The sequence below is a fragment of the Streptomyces sp. S465 genome (genome assembly GCF_026898115.1).
Classification (GTDB): domain Bacteria; phylum Actinomycetota; class Actinomycetes; order Streptomycetales; family Streptomycetaceae; genus Streptomyces; species Streptomyces luomodiensis.
On record NZ_CP114036.1, the window covers coordinates 9,080,444 to 9,102,990 of the forward strand.

The 22,547-nt window shown below is 74.3% G+C and carries 1 protein-coding gene; it reads left to right on the forward strand.

Features of this window, described 5'->3' with window-relative positions:
* Complete coding sequence (fkbB, locus tag N6H00_RS40295) at nucleotides 1-22,542, forward strand: tacrolimus type I polyketide synthase FkbB (RefSeq protein WP_443073162.1); 22,542 nt, start codon at nucleotides 1-3, stop codon at nucleotides 22,540-22,542.
* Nucleotides 22,543-22,547: the final 5 nt, after the last annotated feature.

Below are 22,547 nucleotides of genomic sequence, written 5' to 3' on the forward strand. Positions count from 1 at the left end.
ATGGCGCGTGTGGAACCAATCCGGCCGTTGCACGAATTGCTCCGCATCCATGCCGAGCGACGCGGCGACCGGATCGCCTACACGGATTCCCAACGCGCCGTGACGTACACGCAACTGCGGCTCCGGGCCGGCCGGCTCGCCGGACACCTCGCCGCGTCCGGCGTCGACCGCGGCGACCGGGTCGCGATGCTGCTCGGCAACCGGATCGAGACCATCGAGGTCTACCTCGCCGCCGCCCGCGCTGCCGCCGTCGCCGTCCCGCTCAACCCGGACGCCGCCGACGCCGAACTCGCCCACTTCCTGACGGACTCCGGCGCGACCGTGCTGGTCACCGACGAAACCCACCTCGACCAGGTGCGCCGCACCGGCACCGACGCCACCGTCGTGCTCGTCGGGCGCCGGGCACCGGACTGCGTCTCCTACGAGGACCTCGCCGGGACCGAGCCGCCGTGCCCGCCCCGCGACGACCTCGGCCTGGACGAACCCGCCTGGATGCTCTACACCTCCGGCACCACCGGCCGCCCGAAGGGCGTGGTTTCCGCACAGCGCAGCGGCCTGTGGTCCGCGATGCACTGCGACGTGCCGTCCTGGCGGCTGACCGAGGACGACGAACTGCTCTGGCCCGCACCGCTGTTCCACAGCCTCGGCCACCACCTCTGCCTGCTCGCCGTCCTCACGGTCGGCGCGTCCGCCCGTATCCTGGGCGGCTTCGTCGCGCGCGACGTCCTCGACGCCCTGACCGAACACCCCAGCACCGTGCTCGTCGGCGTGCCGACGATGTACCGCTACCTCCTCGGCTCCGTGTCCGGCGAGCCGCGGGCCCGCGCGCTGCGCGTGGCGCTGGTCGCCGGATCCACCTCGCCGGCGTCGCTCACCAGGGACTTCGAGGCGACGTTCGGCGTGCCACTGCTCGACACGTACGGCTGCACCGAGACGACCGGCTCGCTCACCGCCAACACCCTGGACGACGCGCGGGTTCCCGGCTCGTGCGGGCTGCCCGTACCGGGCCTGTCGCTGCGGTTCGTCGACCCGGTGTCCGGCGCCGACGTGGCACCCGGCGAGGAGGGCGAGCTGTGGGCGAGCGGGCCGAGCCTCATGCTCGGCTACCACGCCCAGCCGGAGGCGACCGCCCAGGTGCTCGTGGACGGCTGGTACCGCACCGGGGACCTCGCACGTCAGGCCGAAACCGGACACGTGACGATCACCGGCCGGGTCAAGGAGCTGATCATCCGCGGCGGGGAGAACATCCACCCCCGGGAGATCGAGACCGTCGCCCAGGAGGTGGCCGGTGTCCGGGACGCCGCCGCGGCGGGCCGCCCGCACCCCGTCCTCGGCGAAATACCCGTGCTCTATGTCGTTTCCGACGGCCCCCGCGTCCCCGCCGAGGCGATCCTCGCCGAGTGCCGCCGCCGGCTCGCCTACTTCAAGGTGCCCGACGAGATCTGGCACGTCACCACGATCCCCCGCACCGCGTCGGGCAAGGTCCAGCGCGCGCGGCTCGCGGGGCTGCCGGCCCATCTGGTCGCCACCGGCAGTGGCGAGGCCACGCTGTGCGAACTGGTCTGGGAGCGGCGCGACCTGCCCGGCACCCTGTCACCCCGCCAGACGGTCGTCACCCGCCGCGCGGTGGGCGTCGGCCCGGCCGAGATCCCGGACGCGGACCAGGCCCGGCTCTGGGACGAGGCGCTGCGCCGCCAGGCCGCCGAGCCCGGATCGTTCGTGCTGGTGGACACGGACGGCGATGACGACCTCGTCCCCGCCGCGGCCTCGCTCGGCGAACCCCAGATCGCGCTGCGGGCCGGCGTGGCCTACGTGCCCCGGCTGGTACGCGCGGACACCACCCCCCTGCCGACCGCGCAGTGGGCGCTGCGCCCGCCCGCCTCCGGAACGCTCCGCGACCTCGCCGTCGCCCCGCTCGACGTCCCGCCGCGCCCCCTGGCCGCCGGCGAGGTCCGCATCGACGTCCGCGCCGCGGGGCTGAACTTCCGCGACGTGCTGATCGCGCTCGGCACCTACCCGGGCGAGGGCGAGATGGGCGGTGAGGCCGCCGGCATCGTGACCGAAGTCGGACCCGGCGTCGACGACCTGGCCCCCGGCGACCGCGTGTTCGGTCTCGTGCAGGACGCGTTCCGGCGCAGCGTGGTCGCGGACCGGCGGCTGGTCGCACGGATCCCACGGGGATGGTCGTTCCCCATCGCCGCGTCCGTGCCCATCGTGTTCGCCACCGCCTGGTACGGCCTCGTCGACGCGGGCGAGCTGCGACCCGGCCAGAAGGTCCTGGTCCACGCCGCGACGGGCGGTGTCGGCATGGCGGCCACCCGGATCGCCCGCCACCTCGGCGCCGAGGTGTACGCCACCGCCAGTCCCGCCAAACAGCACCTGCTGCACGCCGACGGCTTCGACACCGACCATGTGGCGAACTCCCGCAGTGCCGCCTTCGCCGACACCTTCCCGCCGGTCGACGTCGTGCTCAACTCGCTCACCGGTGAACTGCTCGACGCGTCCATCGGCCTGCTCGCACCGGGCGGCCGGTTCGTCGAGATGGGCAAGACCGACATCCGCCACGCCGCCCAGCAGCCGTTCGACCTGGCCGACGTGGACCCCGCGCGCCTGCGGGAGATCCTCGAACTGCTCCTCGACCTGTTCGACCGCGGTGAGCTGTGCCCGCTGCCGGTGCAGCCGTGGGACATCCGCCGTGCGCGGGACGCGTTCGCGTGGATGAGCCACGCCCGGCACACCGGCAAGATGGTCCTCACCGTGCCGCCCCCGATCGGCCCCGACGCGCCGGTCCTGGTCACCGGGGAGGACGCCGACACCGTCGCCGGCCTGCTCCGCGACGAGACCGGGCTCACCCACGTGACCACCGCCGCCGAGGAAGCCGCGGACCCCGGCGCGCTCGTCCACGTCCTGCTCGACGGCCCGGCCGGCGCCGACGCCCACACTCGGCCACGGGCCGCGGAGGGACTCCCCACCGTCACCGTCCGCGCGCTGCCCGGCATCGAACGGCCGGCGCTCACCGGCGACCTGATCGAGAAGGCCATCGCGGGCGGCGGCTCGTACATCGTGGCCCGGACCGGTTCCGCCGGGGCGCGGGCCGCGGTGATGGCGGGCGCCACGCCGCCGATCCTCACCGCACTGACCGGACCGGCCGAGCCCGACGCCACGGAACAGGAGTGGGCGAACCGCCTCGCCGCGGCCCGTGCGGGCCGGGAGGACGTACTGCTCGACCTGGTCCGCGACAGCGTCGCCACCGTCCTGGGCCTGCCGGGCGCCGGACACTGCTCCCCGGACCGCACCTTCCGCGAGAACGGCCTCGACTCGCTCACCACCGTCGAGTTCACCAACACCGTCGCCGCGCGGACGGGTCTGCGGGTGCCCGCGTCAACCGCGTTCGACCACCCCACTCCGCGTGCGTTCGCCGCCCACCTCGCCGGCTCCACGACAGCGGCCCCCGCGACCGCCCAGACCCTCGGCTCCGGCGACCCCGTCGCGATCGTCGGCATGGCGTGCCGACTGCCCGGCGGGGTCGCCTCGCCGGAGGACCTGTGGCGGCTCGTCGCCGCCGGTACCGAGGCGATCACCGAGTTCCCCACCGACCGGGGCTGGGACGTCGACGCGCTGTACGACCCGGACCCGGACGCGGCCGGCCGCTCCACGACACGCCACGGCGGATTCCTGGCCGGCGCCGGGTTCGACGCCGCGTTCTTCGGCATCAGCCCGAACGAGGCGCTGGCGATGGACCCCCAGCAGCGCCTGATCCTGGAGACCTCCTGGGAGGCGTTCGAGAACGCCGGCATCGTGCCGGACAGGCTCCGGGAGAGCGACACCGGCGTGTTCATGGGCGCGTTCAACCAGGGCTACGGCGTCGGCCGGGACCTGGGCGGGCTCGGCGTCACGGCGACGCAGACCAGCGTCCTGTCCGGGCGCCTCTCGTATGTGTACGGACTTCAGGGTCCGGCGGTCACGGTCGACACGGCGTGCTCGTCGTCGCTGGTCGCCCTGCACCAGGCGGCACAGGCACTGCGGGCCGGGGAGTGCTCCCTGGCGCTGGCCGGCGGTGTCACCGTCATGGCGACACCGCAGAGCTTCGTGGAGTTCTCCCGGCAGCGCGGACTCTCCCCGGACGGACGGTGCAAGGCGTTCGCCGACGCGGCGGACGGGACCGGTTTCGCCGAGGGCGTCGGCGTTCTCGTGCTGGAGCGGCTCTCCGACGCCGAGCGCAACGGGCACACCGTCCTCGCGGTCGTCCGCGGCTCGGCGGTGAACCAGGACGGTGCCTCCAACGGACTGTCCGCACCCAACGGCGTCGCCCAGCAGCGGGTGATCCGGCAGGCGTTGGTGAACGCCGGACTGCGCGCCGCCGATGTGGACGTGGTGGAGGCGCACGGCACCGGCACCCGGCTGGGCGACCCGATCGAGGCGCAGGCCGTCCTCGCGGCCTACGGGCAGGACCGCGACACGCCGCTCTACCTCGGCTCGGTCAAGTCGAACATCGGTCATGCGCAGGCGGCGGCGGGTGTCGCCGGTGTCATCAAGATGGTCATGGCGATGCGGTATGGCATCGCGCCGAAGACGCTGCACGTGGACGAACCGTCGTCGCATGTGGACTGGTCGGCCGGTGCGGTGGAGCTGCTTACCGAGGCGAGGCCGTGGCCCGAGTCGGATCGGGCACCGCATGCGGGTGTGTCGTCGTTCGGGGTGAGCGGTACGAACGCGCACGTGATCCTTGAGGGTGTTCCCGGGCCGTCGCGTGTGGAGTCGGTTGGTGACGGGTTGGTGCCGTTGCCGGTGTCGGCTCGTGGTGAGGTGAGTCTGCGGGGGCAGGTGGAGCGGCTGGAGGGGTATCTGCGGGGTGGTGTGGATGTGGCCGCGGTCGCGCAGGGGCTGGTGCGTGAGCGTGCTGTCTTCGGTCACCGTGCGGTGCTGCTGGGCGATGCCCGGGTGACGGGCGTGGCGGTGGACCAGCCGCGTACCGTGTTCGTCTTCCCCGGCCAGGGCGCCCAGTGGGTCGGCATGGGTGTGGAGTTGATGGACCGTTCTGCGGTGTTCGCGGCGCGTATGGAGGAGTGTGCGCGGGCGTTGTTGCCGCATACGGGCTGGGATGTGCGGGAGATGCTGTCGCGGCCGGATGTGGCGGAGCGGGTGGAGGTGGTCCAGCCGGCCAGCTGGGCGGTCGCGGTGAGCCTGGCCGCACTGTGGCAGGCCCACGGGGTCGTACCGGACGCGGTGGTCGGACACTCTCAGGGCGAGATCGCGGCGGCGTGCGTGGCCGGGGCCCTCAGCCTTGAGGACGCGGCCCGTGTGGTGGCGTTGCGCAGTCAGGTGATCGCCGGGCGGCTGGCCGGGCGGGGGGCGATGGCTTCGGTGGCGTTGCCGGCCGGTGAGGTGGGTCTGGTCGAGGGTGTGTGGATCGCGGCGCGTAACGGCCCGTCGTCGACCGTCGTGGCCGGCGAACCGTCGGCGGTGGAGGAGGTGGTGGCACGGTACGAGGCCGAAGGCGTGCGGGTACGTCGTATCGCCGTCGACTACGCCTCCCACACGCCCCACGTGGAAGCCATCGAGGACGAACTCGCTGAGGTGCTGAAGGGAGTGGCAGGGAAGGCCCCGTCGGTGGCGTGGTGGTCCACCGTGGACAGCGCCTGGGTGACGGAGCCGGTGGATGAGGGGTACTGGTACCGGAATCTGCGTCGTCCGGTGGCGCTGGATGCGGCGGTGGCGGAGCTGGACGGGTCGGTGTTCGTGGAGTGCAGTGCCCATCCGGTGCTGCTGCCGGCGATGGAACAGGCTCACACGGTGGCGTCGTTGCGGACTGGTGACGGCGGTTGGGAGCGGTGGCTGACGGCGTTGGCGCAGGCGTGGACCCTGGGCGCGGCGGTGGACTGGGGCACGGTGGTCGAACCGGTGCCGGGACGGCTGCTGGATCTGCCCACCTACGCGTTCGAGCACAGGCGCTACTGGCTGGAAGCGGCCGGTGCCACGGATCTGTCCGCGGCCGGACTGACCGGGGCGGCGCATCCGATGCTGGCCGCCGTCACAGCACTGCCCGCCGACGACGGTGGTGGTGTTGTTCTCACCGGCCGGATCTCGTTGCGTACGCATCCCTGGCTGGCTGATCACGCGGTGCGGGGCACGGTCCTGCTGCCGGGCACGGCGTTTGTGGAGCTGGTCATCCGGGCCGGTGACGAGACCGGTTGCGGGGTAGTGGACGAGCTGGTCATCGAGACCCCGCTCGTGGTGCCGGCGACCGCAGCCGTGGATCTGTCGGTGACGGTGGAAGGGGCCGATGAGGCCGGACGGCGGCCGGTGACCGTCCACGCACGCACCGAAGGCACCGACAGCTGGACCCGGCACGCCAGCGGCACCCTGACCCCCGACACTCCCGACACGCCCGGTGTTGTCGGTGCGGAGCCGTTCTCGCAGTGGCCTCCGGCCACGGCCGCGGCCGTCGACGTCTCGGGGTTCTATGACGAACTGCGGGATGCGGGTTATGAGTACGGGTCGGCGTTCCAGGGGTTGCGGGCTGCCTGGCGTGATGGTGACACCGTGTATGCCGAGGTGGCGCTGGCCGAGGAGCAGGCCGCCGAGGCGGACGGTTTCGGTGTGCATCCGGCGCTGCTCGACGCGGCCCTGCACGCCGGGCGCCTCGACGCGGGCGGCGGGATCGAGCTGCCGTTCTCCTGGACGGGCGTGCGCCTGAACGCCACCGGGGCCGCCGCGGTACGTGTCGCCCTCACCCGGGGGGAGGCCGGCGTCGCCGTGCGCGTGGCCGACCCGGATGGCCGTCCTGTCGTGTCGGTGGACTCGCTGGTGCTGAGGGAGCGGGCCGACACCCCGTCGGGACCGAACCCGCTCCGGTTGGAGTGGCTCGCGGTCGCCGAGGCGGTCTACGACGGTGACCTGCCCGAGGGACATGTCCTGATCACCGCCGCCCACCCCGACGACCCCGAGGACGTACCCACCCGCGCCCACACCCGCGCCACCCGCGTCCTGACCGCCCTGCAACACCACCTCACCACCACCGACCACACCCTCATCGTCCACACCACCACCGACCCCGCCGGCGCCACCGTCACCGGCCTCACCCGCACCGCCCAGAACGAACACCCCAACCGCATCCGCCTCATCGAAACCGACCACCCCCACACCCCCCTCCCCCTGGCCCAACTCACCACCCTCGACCACCCCCACCTCCGCCTCACCCACCACACCCTCCACCGCCCCCACCTCACCCCCCACCACACCACCACCCCACCCACCACCACCCCCCTCAACCCCGAACACGCCATCATCATCACCGGCGGCTCCGGCACCCTCGCCGGCATCCTCGCCCGCCACCTCAACCACCCCCACACCTACCTCCTCTCCCGCACCCCACCCCCCGACACCACCCCCGGCACCCACCTCCCCTGCGACGTCGGCGACCCCCACCAACTCGCCACCACCCTCACCCACATCCCCCAACCCCTCACCGCCATCTTCCACACCGCCGCCACCCTCGACGACGGCATCCTCGACGCCCTCACCCCCGACCGCCTCACCACCGTCCTCCACCCCAAAGCCAACGCCGCCTGGCACCTCCACCACCTCACCCAAAACCAACCCCTCACCCACTTCGTCCTCTACTCCAGCGCCGCCGCCGTCCTCGGCAGCCCCGGACAAGGAAACTACGCCGCCGCCAACGCCTTCCTCGACGCCCTCGCCACCCACCGCCACACCCTCGGCCAACCCGCCACCTCCATCGCCTGGGGCATGTGGCACACCACCAGCACCCTCACCGGACAACTCGACGACGCCGAGCGGCAGCGGGTGCGCGACGGGTTCCGGCCGCTCACCGAGGCCGAGGGCACCCACTTCATCGACGCGAGCCTCGCCGCGGACGTGCCGTTCGTGGTCGCGGCGATTCCCACCGAGCCCGTCCGGCAGCGGACCGAGCGCCGCACCGCCGCCCGTGCGGAGGACAACCGCGACCGCGATCGTGACCTGTTGGCCATCGTGTGTGCGGCCACGGCCGCCGTGCTCGGCCACGCCGACGCCTCCGAGATCACGCCCACGACGGCGTTCAAGGACCTCGGCATCGACTCGCTCAGCGGTGTCCGGTTGCGCAACAGCCTCGCCGAGACGACCGGGGTACGGCTCTCCGCGACGGCCGTCTTCGACCACCCGACACCGGCCGCACTCGCCGCCCGCCTCGACGAGGAACGGCGGGGTGAGCCGGCCCCTGCCGCTCCGGCGGCGACAGTGCCCGCACCGACGGTGGCGGGGAACGAGCCGCTGGCGATCGTGGCCATGGCGTGCCGGATGCCCGGTGGCGTGCGGTCACCGGAGGACCTGTGGCGGCTGGTCGACTCCGGCGGGGACGCGATCACCGAGTTCCCCGCCGACCGCGGCTGGGACCTCGCCGCGCTCTACGACCCGAACCCCGACGCGGTCGGCAAGGTTTCCGTGCGCCACGGCGGCTTCCTCACCGGCGCCGCCGACTTCGACGCCGCGTTCTTCGGGATCAGCCCGCGTGAGGCGCTGGCGATGGACCCGCAGCAGCGTCTGGTCCTCGAAGCGTCGTGGGAGGCGTTCGAGCGAGCGGGCATCCTGCCCGAAAGCGTCCGCGGCAGCGACACCGGCGTATTCATGGGCGCGTTCACCCAGGGCTACGGCGCGGGCGTGGACCTGGGCGGTTTCGGGGCGACCGGCACGCCGACCAGCGTTCTCTCCGGGCGGCTCTCCTACTACTTCGGTCTGGAGGGCCCGTCGGTCACCGTCGACACGGCGTGTTCGTCGTCGCTGGTGGCGCTGCACCAGGCCGCGCGGTCGCTGCGCTCGGGGGAGTGCTCGCTCGCCCTGGTCGGCGGTGTCACGGTGATGGCGACGACGACCGGGTTCGTCGAGTTCTCCCGGCAGCGCGGGCTCGCCCCCGACGGCCGTGCCAAGGCCTTCGCGGACACCGCGGACGGCACCAGCTTCGCCGAGGGCGCCGGTGTCCTCGTGCTGGAGCGGCTCTCCGACGCCACCCGCCACGGCCACCCCGTGCTGGCGCTGGTGCGTGGCTCCGCGGTCAACTCCGACGGCGCGTCGAACGGGCTGTCCGCCCCGAACGGGCCCGCGCAGCAGCGCGTCATCCAGCGTGCGCTCGCCGACGCCGGCCTGGCGCCGGGCGACGTCGACGCCGTGGAGGCGCACGGCACCGGCACCCGTCTCGGCGACCCCGTCGAGGCCCAGGCCCTGCAAGTGGCGTACGGGCGCGAACGGGTGCATCCGCTGCTGATCGGCTCGCTCAAGTCGAACATCGGCCACACCCAGGCCGCGGCCGGCGTCGCCGGCGTCATCAAGATGGTCATGGCGATGCGGCACGGCGTCCTGCCGCGCACGCTGCACGTCGACGAGCCGTCCCGGCACGTCGACTGGGACGGCGACATCCGGCTGCTGCACCGCAGTGAGCCGTGGCCGGTCACCGGGCGCGCCCGGCGTGCGGGTGTCTCGTCGTTCGGCATCAGCGGCACCAACGCCCACGTCGTCCTGGAGGCCGGGCCTCCCGCCGCACCCGCGTCCGCACCCGAGGCCGAGCCGGTGCCCGAGGACGTGGTCTGGCCGATGTCGGCCCGGACACCGGAGGGACTGCGGGACGTCGCGGAACAGCTGGCCCCGCTCACCGGCGCCGCGGCCGCGGTCGGGCACTCGCTCGCCACCACCCGGACGGCCATGCGCCACCGGGCGGTCGTGCCGGCCCGAGAGGCGGAGGCGTTCGCCCGTGGCGCGGAAGTGCCGGGGGCCGTGACGGGAGCCGCCGACGTCACCGACACCCGGGTCGTGTTCGCCTTCCCCGGGCAGGGCTCCCAGTGGGCCGGCATGGGTGCCGAACTGCTCGCCACCGAGCCCGTGTTCGCCCGGCGGCTCCGCGAGTGCGCCACGGCGCTCGCCCCGCACACCGGCTGGGACCTGCTGGACGTCATCGCCCAGCGGCCCGGAGCGCCCGCGTTCGACCGGGTCGATGTCGTGCAGCCCGCGTCGTTCGCGGTGATGGTGGCGCTGGCGGAGCTGTGGCGTGCGCACAGGGTCGCCCCGGCCGCGGTCGTCGGCCACTCCCAGGGCGAAGTCGCCGCGGCCTGCGTCGCCGGGGTGCTCACCCTGGACGACGCCGCGAGGGTCGTCGCGGTGCGCAGCCGACTCGTCGCCACCGAACTGGCCGGGCAGGGCGGCATGGTCTCGGTGCCGCCCGCCGACTTCGACGCCGCCGTGTGGGCCGGGCGCCTGGAGGTCGCCGCGGTCAACGGACCCGCGTCGATCGTTGTCGCCGGTGCGGCCGACGCCGTGGAGGAGCTGCTGGCCGCCACCCCCCGCGCCCGCCGGATCGCCGTCGACTACGCGTCGCACACCGCGCACGTCGAAACGATCCGCGGCGCGCTGCTCGACGCGCTCGCCGGCATCACCCCGCGCACGCCGGACGTCCCGTTCTTCTCCACCGTGGACGAGGCGTGGCTGGACCGGCCCGCGGACGCCGCCTACTGGTACGACAACCTGCGCCGCACCGTTCGGTTCGCCGCCGCGACCGGCCACCTGGCGGACCGCGGATACCGCGCATTCGTCGAGGTCAGCGCGCACCCCGTGCTCACCACCGCACTGGAGGACACGCTCGCCGGGCATGCGCATACGGTCGTCACCGGCACACTGCGGCGAGGCGAGGGCGGCCTGGACCGCTTCACCCGGTCGCTCGCCGCGCTCTGGGTCCGGGGCGTGCCCGTCACCTGGTCGTTCGCGACGCGTGGGGTGGTGCCGCTGCCCACGTACCCGTTCCGCCGTGACCGCTACTGGATCGACGCGGAACCGGCGGGAACGTCCGGCCACCCGCTGCTCGGCTCGTTGGTCGACCTCGCCGGCGGCGAGGGCGCGCTGGCCACCGCGGTGTTCTCGGTACGCCGTCAGCCCTGGCTCGCCGACCACGAGGTGGACGGCCTGGTCATCGTGCCCGGCTCGGCGCTCGTGGAACTGCTCGCCGAAGCGGGGGCCCGGCTCGGCACGCCGGAGGTCGCGGAGCTGACCATCGTCGCGCCGGTGGTGGTCGACGGCGACGGCGACACGGAGATCCAGGCCACCGTCGGAGCCGAGGTGTCCGGACGGCGGTCGGTGAGTGTGCACAGCCGTACCGGCACGGGCCCCTGGGCGCTCAGTGCGACCGGAGCGCTGAGCGTGGACACCGGCGGTCCGGCGGAGCCCGTGGACTGGCCGCCCGCCGACGCCGACCCGGCCGACCTGACCGGCTTCTACGACGCGCTGCCGCTCTCGTACGGGCCCGCGTTCCGGGCCATGACCGCGATGTGGACGGGGGAGGGCCGCGCCTACGCGTCGGTCCGCCTCGCCGAACAGCTCACCGACGCCCGGTACGGGCTGCACCCCGTGCTGCTCGACGCGGCCCTGCACGCGCTCGGGACGATCTTCACGGATCCGGAGCGGCGCCGGCTGGCGTTCTCCTGGTCCGGCGTGCGGATCCACGCGCGCGCCGCGACCGCGCTGCGTGTGCTGCTGGAACGCGTCGGCCCCGACATGGTCCGCATCGTCGCCACGGACGAGCACGGCTCACCGGTCCTCGACGTCGACAGCCTGACCGTGCGGGCCGCCGACCCCGATGCCGAGGCGCTGTTCGAGATCGCCTGGGTGCCCGTGCCCGCGTCACCCGTCCCCGACTGGACGTACCTCGCCGACGTGCCCGAGGGCGAGCACCCCCCGGTCGTGGTCCTGGCCGTGGAACCCGGCGACCCGGGCACCTCGCCCGGCGCCCGGACCCGGGAGCTGGGCCGCGACCTGCTCACCACCGTGCAGACCTGGCTCGCCGAGCCGCGCTGGGCGCGATCCCGGCTCATCGTGGCCACCCGTACCGGCGATCCCGCGCAGGAAGCGCTCGGCGGCCTGGTCCGGACGGCGGAGACGGAGCATCCCGGCCGCGTCGCACTGATCGAAGCGGACGAGATCACGCCCGCCGCCATAGCGGCCGGGCTCGCCGCCGGCGACGAGCCGCACGTCCGGGTGGTCGACGGCACAGCGCGTGCGGCCCGTCTGCGCCGTGTCGCCGCGGCCACCGGAACCTCCCCGCTGACCGGCGGGACCGTCCTCGTCACCGGCGGCACCGGCGGGCTCGGCCGCCTCCTCGTGGACCACCTGCTCACCGTGCACGAGGCCGCCGAGGTCGTCGTGGTGTCCCGCAACGGCCGGCCCGGCGACACACCGGAGGACGACCGCGTGCGGTACGTGGCCGCCGACGTCGTCGACCGCGACGAGCTGGCCGCCGTCGTCGCCGACGTCGCCCCGCGGCTGCGCGCCGTCGTGCACATGGCCGGGATCGTCGACGACGCGGCCGTGACGACCATGCGGCCGGAGCAGTGGGACGCCGTGCTGCGGGTCAAGGCGGACGTCGCCTGGCACCTGCACGAGCTGACGCGCGATCTCGACCTGGCCGCGTTCGTCCTGTACTCGTCCATTTCCGCCACGTTCGGCGGCGCGGGTCAGGCCAACTACGCGACCGGCAACGCGTTCCTCGACGCGCTCGCCCGCCACCGGCACCACCAGGGGCTGCCCGCCGTCTCGCTCGCCTGGGGACTGTGGGACGCGGCGGACGGGATGGGCGGGCGGCTGACCGCCACCGACCTGGCCCGCATCGCCCGCAACGGCATGACCCCGATGACGGCCGCACAGGGGCTCGCCCTGTTCGACGCGGCCCTGCACACCGACCGGCCCGCGCTCGTGCCGATCCGGCTCGACCTCGCCGCCGTCGCCGCGTCCGACCGGGTCCCGCCGGTCCTGCGCACCCTCGTGCCGGCCGTCCGGCGCACGTCCGCACCTCCGGCCGCGCGCGACATGCTCGACCTCGTCCGTACCAGCGCTGCCGCGGTGCTCGGCCACCGCGACGCCCACGCCATCGCCCCCGCGCGCGCGTTCAGGGAAGTGGGCTTCGACTCGCTGACCGGTGTCGAGCTGCGCAACCGGCTGGCCGACGCGACGGGCCTGACGCTGCCCGCCACGCTCGTCTTCGACCACCCCACGGCGCAGGCGCTCGCCGCCCACCTCGACGAACTGGCCGGCGCGCGGGCCACCAACCGGCGGCGTACACCGACCGCGGCCGTGCGGCAGGACGAGCCGTTGGCGATCGTGGGGATGGCCTGCCGGCTGCCGGGCGGGGTCGCGTCGCCGGAGGACTTGTGGCGGCTGCTGGAGTCGGGTGGTGACGGGATCACGGCGTTTCCGACGGACCGTGGGTGGGACGTGGACGGGCTGTACGATCCCGATCCGGATCACCCGGGTACGTCGACCGTGCGCCATGGTGGTTTCCTCGCCGGGGTGGCGGACTTCGATGCGGCGTTCTTCGGGATCAGTCCGCGTGAGGCGCTGGCGATGGACCCGCAGCAGCGTCTGGTCCTGGAGACCTCGTGGGAGGCGCTGGAACACGCCGGGATCCTCCCGGAGTCGCTGCGCGGAAGCGACACCGGCGTGTTCATGGGCGGCTACTTCTACGGGTACGGCACTGGAGCCGACCGCGGCGGTTTCGGTGCCACCAGCACCCAGACCAGCGTGCTGTCCGGTCGGCTGTCGTACTTCTACGGTCTGGAGGGTCCGGCGGTCACGGTCGACACGGCGTGTTCGTCGTCGCTGGTGGCGCTGCACCAGGCCGGGCAGTCGCTGCGCTCGGGGGAGTGCTCGCTCGCGCTGGTCGGCGGCGTCACGGTGATGGCATCGCCGTCCGGCTTCGTGGACTTCTCCCAGCAGCGGGGCCTCTCCTCGGACGGCCGCTGCAAGGCGTTCGCGGATGCGGCTGACGGCACCGGTTTCGCCGAGGGGTCCGGTGTGCTGATCGTCGAGAAGCTCTCCGACGCCGAGCGCAACGGCCACAATGTCCTGGCGGTCGTCCGGGGTTCCGCCGTCAACCAGGACGGTGCCTCCAACGGGCTGTCGGCGCCGAACGGGCCGTCGCAGGAGCGGGTGATCCGGCAGGCCCTGGCCAACGCCGGGCTCACCCCCGCGGATGTGGACGCCGTCGAGGCCCACGGCACCGGGACCAGGCTGGGCGACCCCATCGAGGCGCAGGCGGTGCTGGCCACCTACGGGCAGGGGCGCGAGACCCCTGTGCTGCTGGGCTCGCTGAAGTCCAACATCGGCCACACCCAGGCCGCCGCGGGTGTCGCCGGTGTCATCAAGATGGTCCTCGCCATGCGGCACGGCACCCTGCCCCGCACCCTGCACGTGGACACGCCGTCCTCGCACGTCGACTGGACGGCCGGCGCCGTCGAACTCCTCACCGACGCCCATCCCTGGCCCGAAACCGACCGCCCACGGCGCGCCGGGGTGTCCTCCTTCGGCGTCAGCGGCACCAACGCCCACATCATCCTCGAAAGCCACCCCCGACCGGTCCCCGTTCCCGCCCCCGCACCCGACACCGGACCGCTGCCCCTGCTGCTCTCGGCACGCACCCCGCAGGCACTCGACGCACAGGTACACCGCCTGCGCGCCCACCTCGCCACCGGCGAGGAGGACGAGCGCGCGGTGGCCGCGGCCCTGCTCACCCGCACGGCCTTCCCGCACCGGGCCGCGCTGATCGGCACCGACACGGTCACCGGCACCGCAGAACCGGACCGCCGCCTCGTGTGGCTCTTCTCCGGACAGGGCTCACAACGCCCCGGCATGGGCGACGGACTGGCCGCCGCCTACGACGTCTTCGCCCGCACCCGCCGCGAGGTGCTGGACGCCCTCGACGTGCCCACCGGGCTCGACCTCCACGACACCGGGTACGCCCAGCCCGCGGTGTTCGCGCTCCAGGTCGCACTCGGCGCACAGCTCGAGGCGTGGGGCGTACGCCCGGACGCCCTCGTGGGCCATTCGATCGGCGAGCTGGCCGCCGCGTACGTCGCCGGCGTCTGGTCCCTGGAGGACGCGTGCAGGCTGGTGTCCGCACGGGCCCGCCTGATGCAGGCGCTGCCGCCCGGCGGGGCGATGGCCGCCGTGATCGCGTCGGAACGGGACGCGCTGCCGCTGCTGCGGGACGGCGTGGAGATCGCCGCGGTCAACGGGCCCGCGTCGATCGTGCTCTCCGGTGACGAGGAGGCGGTGCTCGACGTCGCGGCCCGGCTCGGCCGCTTCACCCGCCTGCGGACCAGCCACGCGTTCCACTCGGCGCGGATGGAGCCGATGCTCGGGGAGTTCCGCGAGGTCGCGGAGAGCCTGACGTACCACGAGCCGAGGATCCCGATGGCCGCGGGCGCCGCCTGCACCACGCCGGAGTACTGGGTGCGACAGGTCCGCGACACCGTTCGGTTCGGGGAACAGGTCGCCGCGCACGACGGGGCGGTGCTCCTGGAGATCGGCCCGGACCGGAGCCTGGCCCGGCTCGTCGACGGCATCCCCATGCTGCACGCCGACGACGAACCGCGGTCCGCCCTGACCGCGCTCGCCCGGCTGCACACCGACGGCGTCACGGTCGACTGGCCGAAGGTCATCGACCCCGCGCCGGCGCACGCCTCGCACCCGCCGACGTACCCGTTCGAGCGGGTCCGCTACTGGCTCGGCACCCAGACCGCGGGCGACGCGGCCCTGGCCGGACAGACGCCGGTCGCGCACCCGGTGCTGACCGCGGCGGTCACCCTGCCCGGCACCGGCGACCTGGTGCTCACCGGCCGGGTCGACGCCGCCGATCCGCTGGCGCACTCCCTGCACGGCATCGCGGTGCTGCCCGCCGCGGCCCTCCTGGACCTGGCGATCCGGGCGGGCGACGAAGCCGGCTGCGGCGCCCTCGACACGTTCACCGTGGACACCCCCCTCACGCTGCCGCGGTCCGGTGCGCTCGCGCTCTCCGTCACGGTGAGCGCGCCCGGGGCGGACGGCCGCCGCGCGGTCACCGTGCACACGCGGCACGCGGCGGGGGAGTGGACCGAGCACGCCAACGGAATCCTCGCCCCCGACCCGCGGACGGCCCCGGCCGTGCGGGAGCTGCCGTCGACGTGGCCGCCCGCCACGGCCCGGCCGGTCGACCCCGACGACATCGCCGACCGTCTGGCCCGAGCCGGGTACACGGACGGGCCCGCGCTGCCCCGCCCGCGCGCCGTCTGGGCCGACGACGACACCGTCTGGGCGGAAGTGGCCCTCGCCGACGGACAGCTCGCCGACGCCGGACGGTACGGCCTGCACCCGGCGCTGCTCGGCGCCGCACTCCGCCTCGCCGCGGAAGGGGACCACCTTCCGTACGCGTTCGACGACGTCCGCGTCCACGCCACCGGCGCCACGGCGGTACGCGTCGCCGTCACCGCCGACGGCGTGCACCTCGCGGACGAGACCGGCGGGCCCGTCGCCACCATCGGCGCCGTGCGCAGGCGCCCCCTGACGATCACGGGAGCCGTTCCGGGCCTGCTGCGCCCGGTGCTGGCCGAGATCCCGGAGCTGCCGCCCACGACCGCGACGACCGGCCGCCTCGACGACCCGACGGTCCCGGACGTGGTGATCCTCCCCGCGCACGGCGGCGGCGGTGCCCCGCTCGACGACACCCGCGAACTGGGCGCCGGCATCCTGACCGCCGTGCAGCGCTTCCTCACCGACGACCGGTACGCCGACGCGGTCCTGGCCGTCCACACCGGGCCCGGTCTCGCGTCGGCCGCGGCCGCCGGACTGGTGCGGACCGCGCAGGCCGAACACCCCGGCCGGATCGTCCTCGTCGACGCCGCCCCGGACACCGCCGAGCCGCTGCTCGCAGCGGCCACCGCGCTCGATGAGCCCCAGGTGGTGCTGCGTGACGGCCAGGTGTACGCCCGCCGTCTGGCCCCGGCGGTCCCGGCGGGTGACGCTCCGGCGCTCGACCCGGACGGCACCGTGCTCGTCACCGGCGGCTCCGGCACGCTGGCCGGCATCATCAGCCGCCACCTCGTCGAACGCCACGGTGTGCGCCGACTGCTGATGCTGTCGCGCAGCGGCACGGCGAGCGACGTGCCCGGCGCCGAGGTCACGGCGGTCGCCTGCGACGTCGCCGACCGGGACGAACTCGCCTCCGTACTGGCGGGGATCGACCCGGCGCACCCGCTCACGGCCGTCGTGCACACCGCGGCCGTCCTCGACGACGGTGTCCTCACCGCGCTCACCCCCGACCGGCTCGAGACGGTGCTGCGCCCGAAGGCGGATGCCGCGTGGCACCTGCACGAACTCACCCAGGACACGGAACTGGCGGCGTTCGTCCTCTACTCGTCGGCCGCCGGTGTGCTCGGCAGCCCCGGACAGGGCAACTACGCGGCCGCGAACGCGTTCCTCGACGCGCTGGCCGAACAGCGCCGGGCGGCCGGACTGCCCGCGTTGTCCGTGGCCTGGGGCCTGTGGGAACCGGAGAGCGGGCTGACGGCCGGCACCGGTGCCCGCATGCGCCGCGACGGCGTGACGGCGCTGACCGCCGAAGGCGGACTGACGCTGTTCGACGCGGCGTTGCGGTCCTCGGACCCGGCGCTGGTCGCCGCCGACCCGGCCGGCCTCGGCAGCTCGCCCCTGCTGCGCGCACCGCGCCGGGAGCCGCGGCGCCGGGCAGCCGGCGCCACCACCCTCGCCGACCGGATCGCGCGGCTCTCCGCCGCGGACGCCGAAAAGGACGTACTCGCCGTCGTCCGGCAGTGCACTGCGGCCGTACTCGGCCACGACGGTGCCGCACGGGTCGAGGCGACCGCCACGTTCAAGGAACTCGGCGTCGACTCGCTCATGGCGATCCGGCTGCGCAACGCCTTCACCGAAGCGACGGGCGTACGGCTGCCCGCCACCGCGGTCTTCGACTTCCCGACGCCGCGCGCCGTCGCGGCGAAGCTCACCGCGGCGCTGTCCGGCCGGACGGCATCGCCGACCCGTACCACGACCGCGGCCGTGCGGCAGGACGAGCCGTTGGCGATCGTGGGGATGGCCTGCCGGCTGCCGGGCGGGGTCGCGTCGCCGGAGGACTTGTGGCGGCTGCTGGAGTCGGGTGGTGACGGGATCACGGCGTTTCCGACGGACCGTGGGTGGGACGTGGACGGGCTGTACGATCCCGATCCGGATCACCCGGGTACGTCGACCGTGCGCCATGGTGGTTTCCTCGCCGGGGTGGCGGACTTCGATGCGGCGTTCTTCGGGATCAGTCCGCGTGAGGCGCTGGCGATGGACCCGCAGCAGCGTCTGGTGCTGGAGACCTCGTGGGAGGCGCTGGAACACGCCGGGATCCTCCCGGAGTCGCTGCGCGGAAGCGACACCGGCGTGTTCATGGGCGCCTTCTCCGACGGGTACGGACTCGGCACCGACCTGGGCGGTTTCGGTGCGACCGGTACTCAGACCAGTGTGCTGTCCGGTCGGCTGTCGTACTTCTACGGTCTGGAGGGTCCGGCGGTCACGGTCGACACGGCGTGTTCGTCGTCGCTGGTGGCGCTGCACCAGGCCGGGCAGTCGCTGCGCTCCGGCGAATGCTCGCTCGCCCTGGTCGGCGGCGTCACGGTGATGGCATCGCCGTCCGGCTTCGTCGAGTTCTCCCAGCAGCGGGGCCTCGCGCCCGACGCGCGCTGCAAGGCGTTCGCGGATGCGGCTGACGGCACCGGTTTCGCCGAGGGGTCCGGTGTGCTGATCGTCGAGAGGCTCTCCGACGCCGAGCGCAACGGCCACCGCGTGCTGGCAGTCGTCCGTGGTTCCGCCGTCAACCAGGACGGTGCCTCCAACGGGTTGTCGGCGCCGAACGGGCCCTCGCAGGAGCGGGTGATCCGGCAGGCCCTGGCCAACGCCGGGCTCACCCCCGCGGATGTGGACGCCGTCGAGGCGCACGGCACCGGGACCAGGCTGGGCGACCCCATCGAGGCGCAGGCGGTGCTGGCCACCTACGGGCAGGGGCGCGAGACCCCTGTGCTGCTGGGCTCGCTGAAGTCCAACATCGGCCACACCCAGGCCGCCGCGGGTGTCGCCGGTGTCATCAAGATGGTCCTCGCCATGCGGCACGGCACCCTGCCGCGCACCCTGCACGTGGACACGCCGTCCTCGCACGTCGACTGGACGGCCGGAGCCGTCGAACTCCTCACCGACGCCCATCCCTGGCCCGAAACCGACCGGCCACGGCGCGCCGGTGTCTCCTCCTTCGGCGTCAGCGGCACCAACGCCCACGTCCTGCTGGAAGCCCACCCGGCCGGGGAGCCGCCGGCCGAGGAGCCGCAGGCCGCGAAGCCCGGTGAGCCGCTGATCGCCACGCCGCTCACACCACTGCCCGTCTCGGCGCGGACCGCCACGGCCCTCGACGGCCAGGTCCGCCGACTCCGCGAGCACCTCGCCGCCCGTCCCGACCACGACCCGCGCGCCATCGCCGCGGGCCTGCTCGCCAGGCGTACGACGTTCCCGCACCGCGCCGTGCTGCTCGACGACGACGTCGTCACCGGCACGGCGCTCACCGAGCCGCGCACCGTCTTCGTCTTCCCCGGACAAGGACCGCAGTGGCGCGGCATGGGCGTCGAACTGATGGCGGCCTCCCCGGTGTTCGCCGCCAGGATGCGCCAATGCGCCGACGCGCTGATCCCGCACACGGGCTGGGATCCCATCGCCATGCTCGACGATCCGGAGGTGACCCGCCGCGTCGACGTCGTGCACCCCGTCTGCTGGGCCGTCATGGTGTCGCTGGCCGCCGTGTGGGAGGCCGCGGGCGTACGCCCGGACGCCGTCATCGGACACTCCCAGGGCGAGATCGCCGCGGCCTGTGTCGCCGGAGCGCTCACCCTGGAGGACGGTGCCCGCCTCGTCGCGCTGCGCAGCGCCCTGCTCCTGCGCGAACTCGCCGGACGCGGCGCGATGGGCTCGGTCGCGCTCCCGGCCGCCGACGTCGAGGCGGATGCCGCCCGGATCGACGGCGTCTGGGTCGCGGGCCGCAACGGCGCCACCACCACGACCGTCGCCGGGCGCCCGGACGCCGTCGAAACGCTGATCGCCGACTACGAGGCCCGCGGCGTCTGGGTGCGCCGCATCGCCGTCGACTGCCCGACCCACACCCCGTTCGTCGACCCGCTGTACGACGAACTCCAGCGGATCGTCGCGGACACCACCTCGCGCACGCCCGAGATCCCGTGGTTCTCCACCGCCGACGAACGCTGGATCGACGCCCCGCTCGACGACGAGTACTGGTTCCGTAACATGCGCCACCCCGTGGGCTTCGCCACGGCCGTGACCGCCGCCCGCGAGCCGGGCGACACCGTGTTCGTCGAGGTCAGCGCGCACCCCGTGCTGCTGCCCGCGATCGACGGCGCGACCGTCGCCACGCTGCGCCGCGGCGGGGGAGTCCACCGGCTGCTCACCGCGCTGGCCGAGGCGCACACGACCGGCGTGCCCGTCGACTGGGCGGCGGTCGTCCCCGCGAGGGCGACGGCACACGACCTGCCCACGTACGCCTTCCACCATGAGCGCTACTGGATCGAGACCGCGGCCGGCACGGACGCCTCCGGCCTCGGACTCGACGCCGTCGACCACCCGCTGCTCGCCGCGTCGGTGGCGCTCCCCGACTCCGACGAGGTGCTGCTCACCGGCCGGTTCTCGCTGGCCACCCACCCATGGCTGGCCGGCCACTCCGTCGACGGCGCCGTACTGCTGCCCGGACCCGCCTTCCTGGAACTGGCCGGACGCGGCGCCGACGAGGCAGGCTGCGACCTGCTCGACGAACTGGTCGTCGAGACACCGCTGGTACTGCCCGCCACCGGCGCCGTCCAGGTGCGCGTGACCGTCGCCGCGCCCGACGACACCGGACGCCGTGCCGTGCGCGTCCACGCCCGGACGGACGGCGACCGGACGTGGACCCGCCACGCCTCCGGCTTCGCCGGCATCGCCACCACCGAACCGGCCACCACTGCGGGGCCCTGGCCGCCCGAGCACGCGGAACCGGTCGACGTCGCGGCCTTCTACCAGCGACTCGACGACGCGGGATACGAGTTCGGCCCCGAGTTCCGCGGCATGTCCGCCGCGTGGAGCCACGGAGAGGCCGTCTGCGCCGAAGTCGCCCTCGACGGCGCCCTCGCCAGGGACGCCGCCCGCTACACACTGCACCCGGCGCTGCTCGTCACCGCGCTGCAAGCGGGCAGCATCGGCGCGGCCGCCGAGAACGCGGGGGTACGGTTGCCGTTCGCGTTCACCGGCGTCCGTGTCCACACCAGCGGCGCCACCAAACTGCGCGTCACCTTCGTTCACGGCGAGGGCGAGGGCGGTGCCCGCGTGCACCTCGCCGACGAACTGGGACGGCCGGTGGCGGAGATCGGCTCGCTCGTCACCCGGCCCCCCGCCACGACGGGCCCGGACGGGGACGTGCGGCTGTTCCGGCGCACCTGGACCGGCGTCCGGGCCCCCGCGGCACCCAGCACCACGGCCCGCCGGTACACCGACCTCGGCGACGACGCCACGCCCGACGTCATCGTCGTCCGGGCATCCGGCCCCGACGAGGTCCGTACCGCACTGGACGACCCGAGGACCGCCGGCGCGACGCTGGTGGTGTCCGCCGAGGCCGGGCCCGTCGCCGGTGCCGTCGCCGCACTGCTCGACACCGCGGAACCGGGCCGGCTCGTGCTCGTGGAGACCACCGACACGGTCACCCCCCGCCGCGCCGCCGCCCTCTCCCGCCTCGACGAACCGCACCTGCGCCTGGCCGACGGGCGCCTCGAAGCGCCCCGCCTCGTCCCCGCCGCGCCCACCACGGCCGCGGCCTCGTACGGCGACACCGTCCTCCTCGCGGGCGGTTCGGAGGAACTCGCCGGACACCTCGGCGGCCACGGCGCCGAAGTGATCCGGTACGAGCCGGGCACAGTGCCGGAAACCCCGGTGACCGCGATCGTCCACGCGGACGGCACCGCCGAGTCGGCCTGGGAACTGCACCACCTGACCCGCGACCTCGACCTGACCGCGTTCGTTCTCGCCGTTCCGCCCGGCGAGGCGGCCGGACCACTCCAGGCCCTGGCCGACCTGCGCCGGGCACAAGGCCTGCCGGCCGTGGCGTTCACCGCCGCGGCGGACCGGCTGACCGACCTCCTCGACGCCGCGTGCGCCACCGGAGAAGCCGTGGTCGTGGCGACCGCCCCACCCGGACCCGGCGACCCGTCACCGCTGTGGCGACCGATCCAGCGCCCCACCCGGCGCTCCGCGACCGACGGCGGCTCCCTGCTGGAACGCCTGCCGGACCTGCCCCCCAAGGAACGGGAACAGGTGCTGCTCGGCGTCGTCCGCGACACCGCCGCCACCCTGCTGGGCCACACCGACGCGGCAGCGGTCACGGCCACCACGGCGTTCAAGGACCTCGGGGTCGACTCGCTCACCGCGCTCGGCCTGCGCAACCGGCTCTCCGAGACCCTCGGCATTCCGCTGCCGGCCACGCTCGTCTTCGACTATCCCGCTGCCGGCGCGCTCACCCGTCATCTGCTGACCCTCCTGACCCCGGACGACAACGGGACCCCGGACGGCGGCGAACCACCGGCACAGCCACCCGCGAGCACCCCGACCGCGGAGCCGGACGACGAACTGTTCGACGACATGGACGCGGACGCGCTCATCGCGCACGTGCTGAAGGGATGAGGCGA

Bases quoted from the DNA above. Each gene is read 5' to 3' on its own strand.
- fkbB (WP_443073162.1), top strand. From the start codon at position 1: ATGGCGCGTGTGGAACCAATCCGGCCGTTGCACGAATTGCTCCGCATC.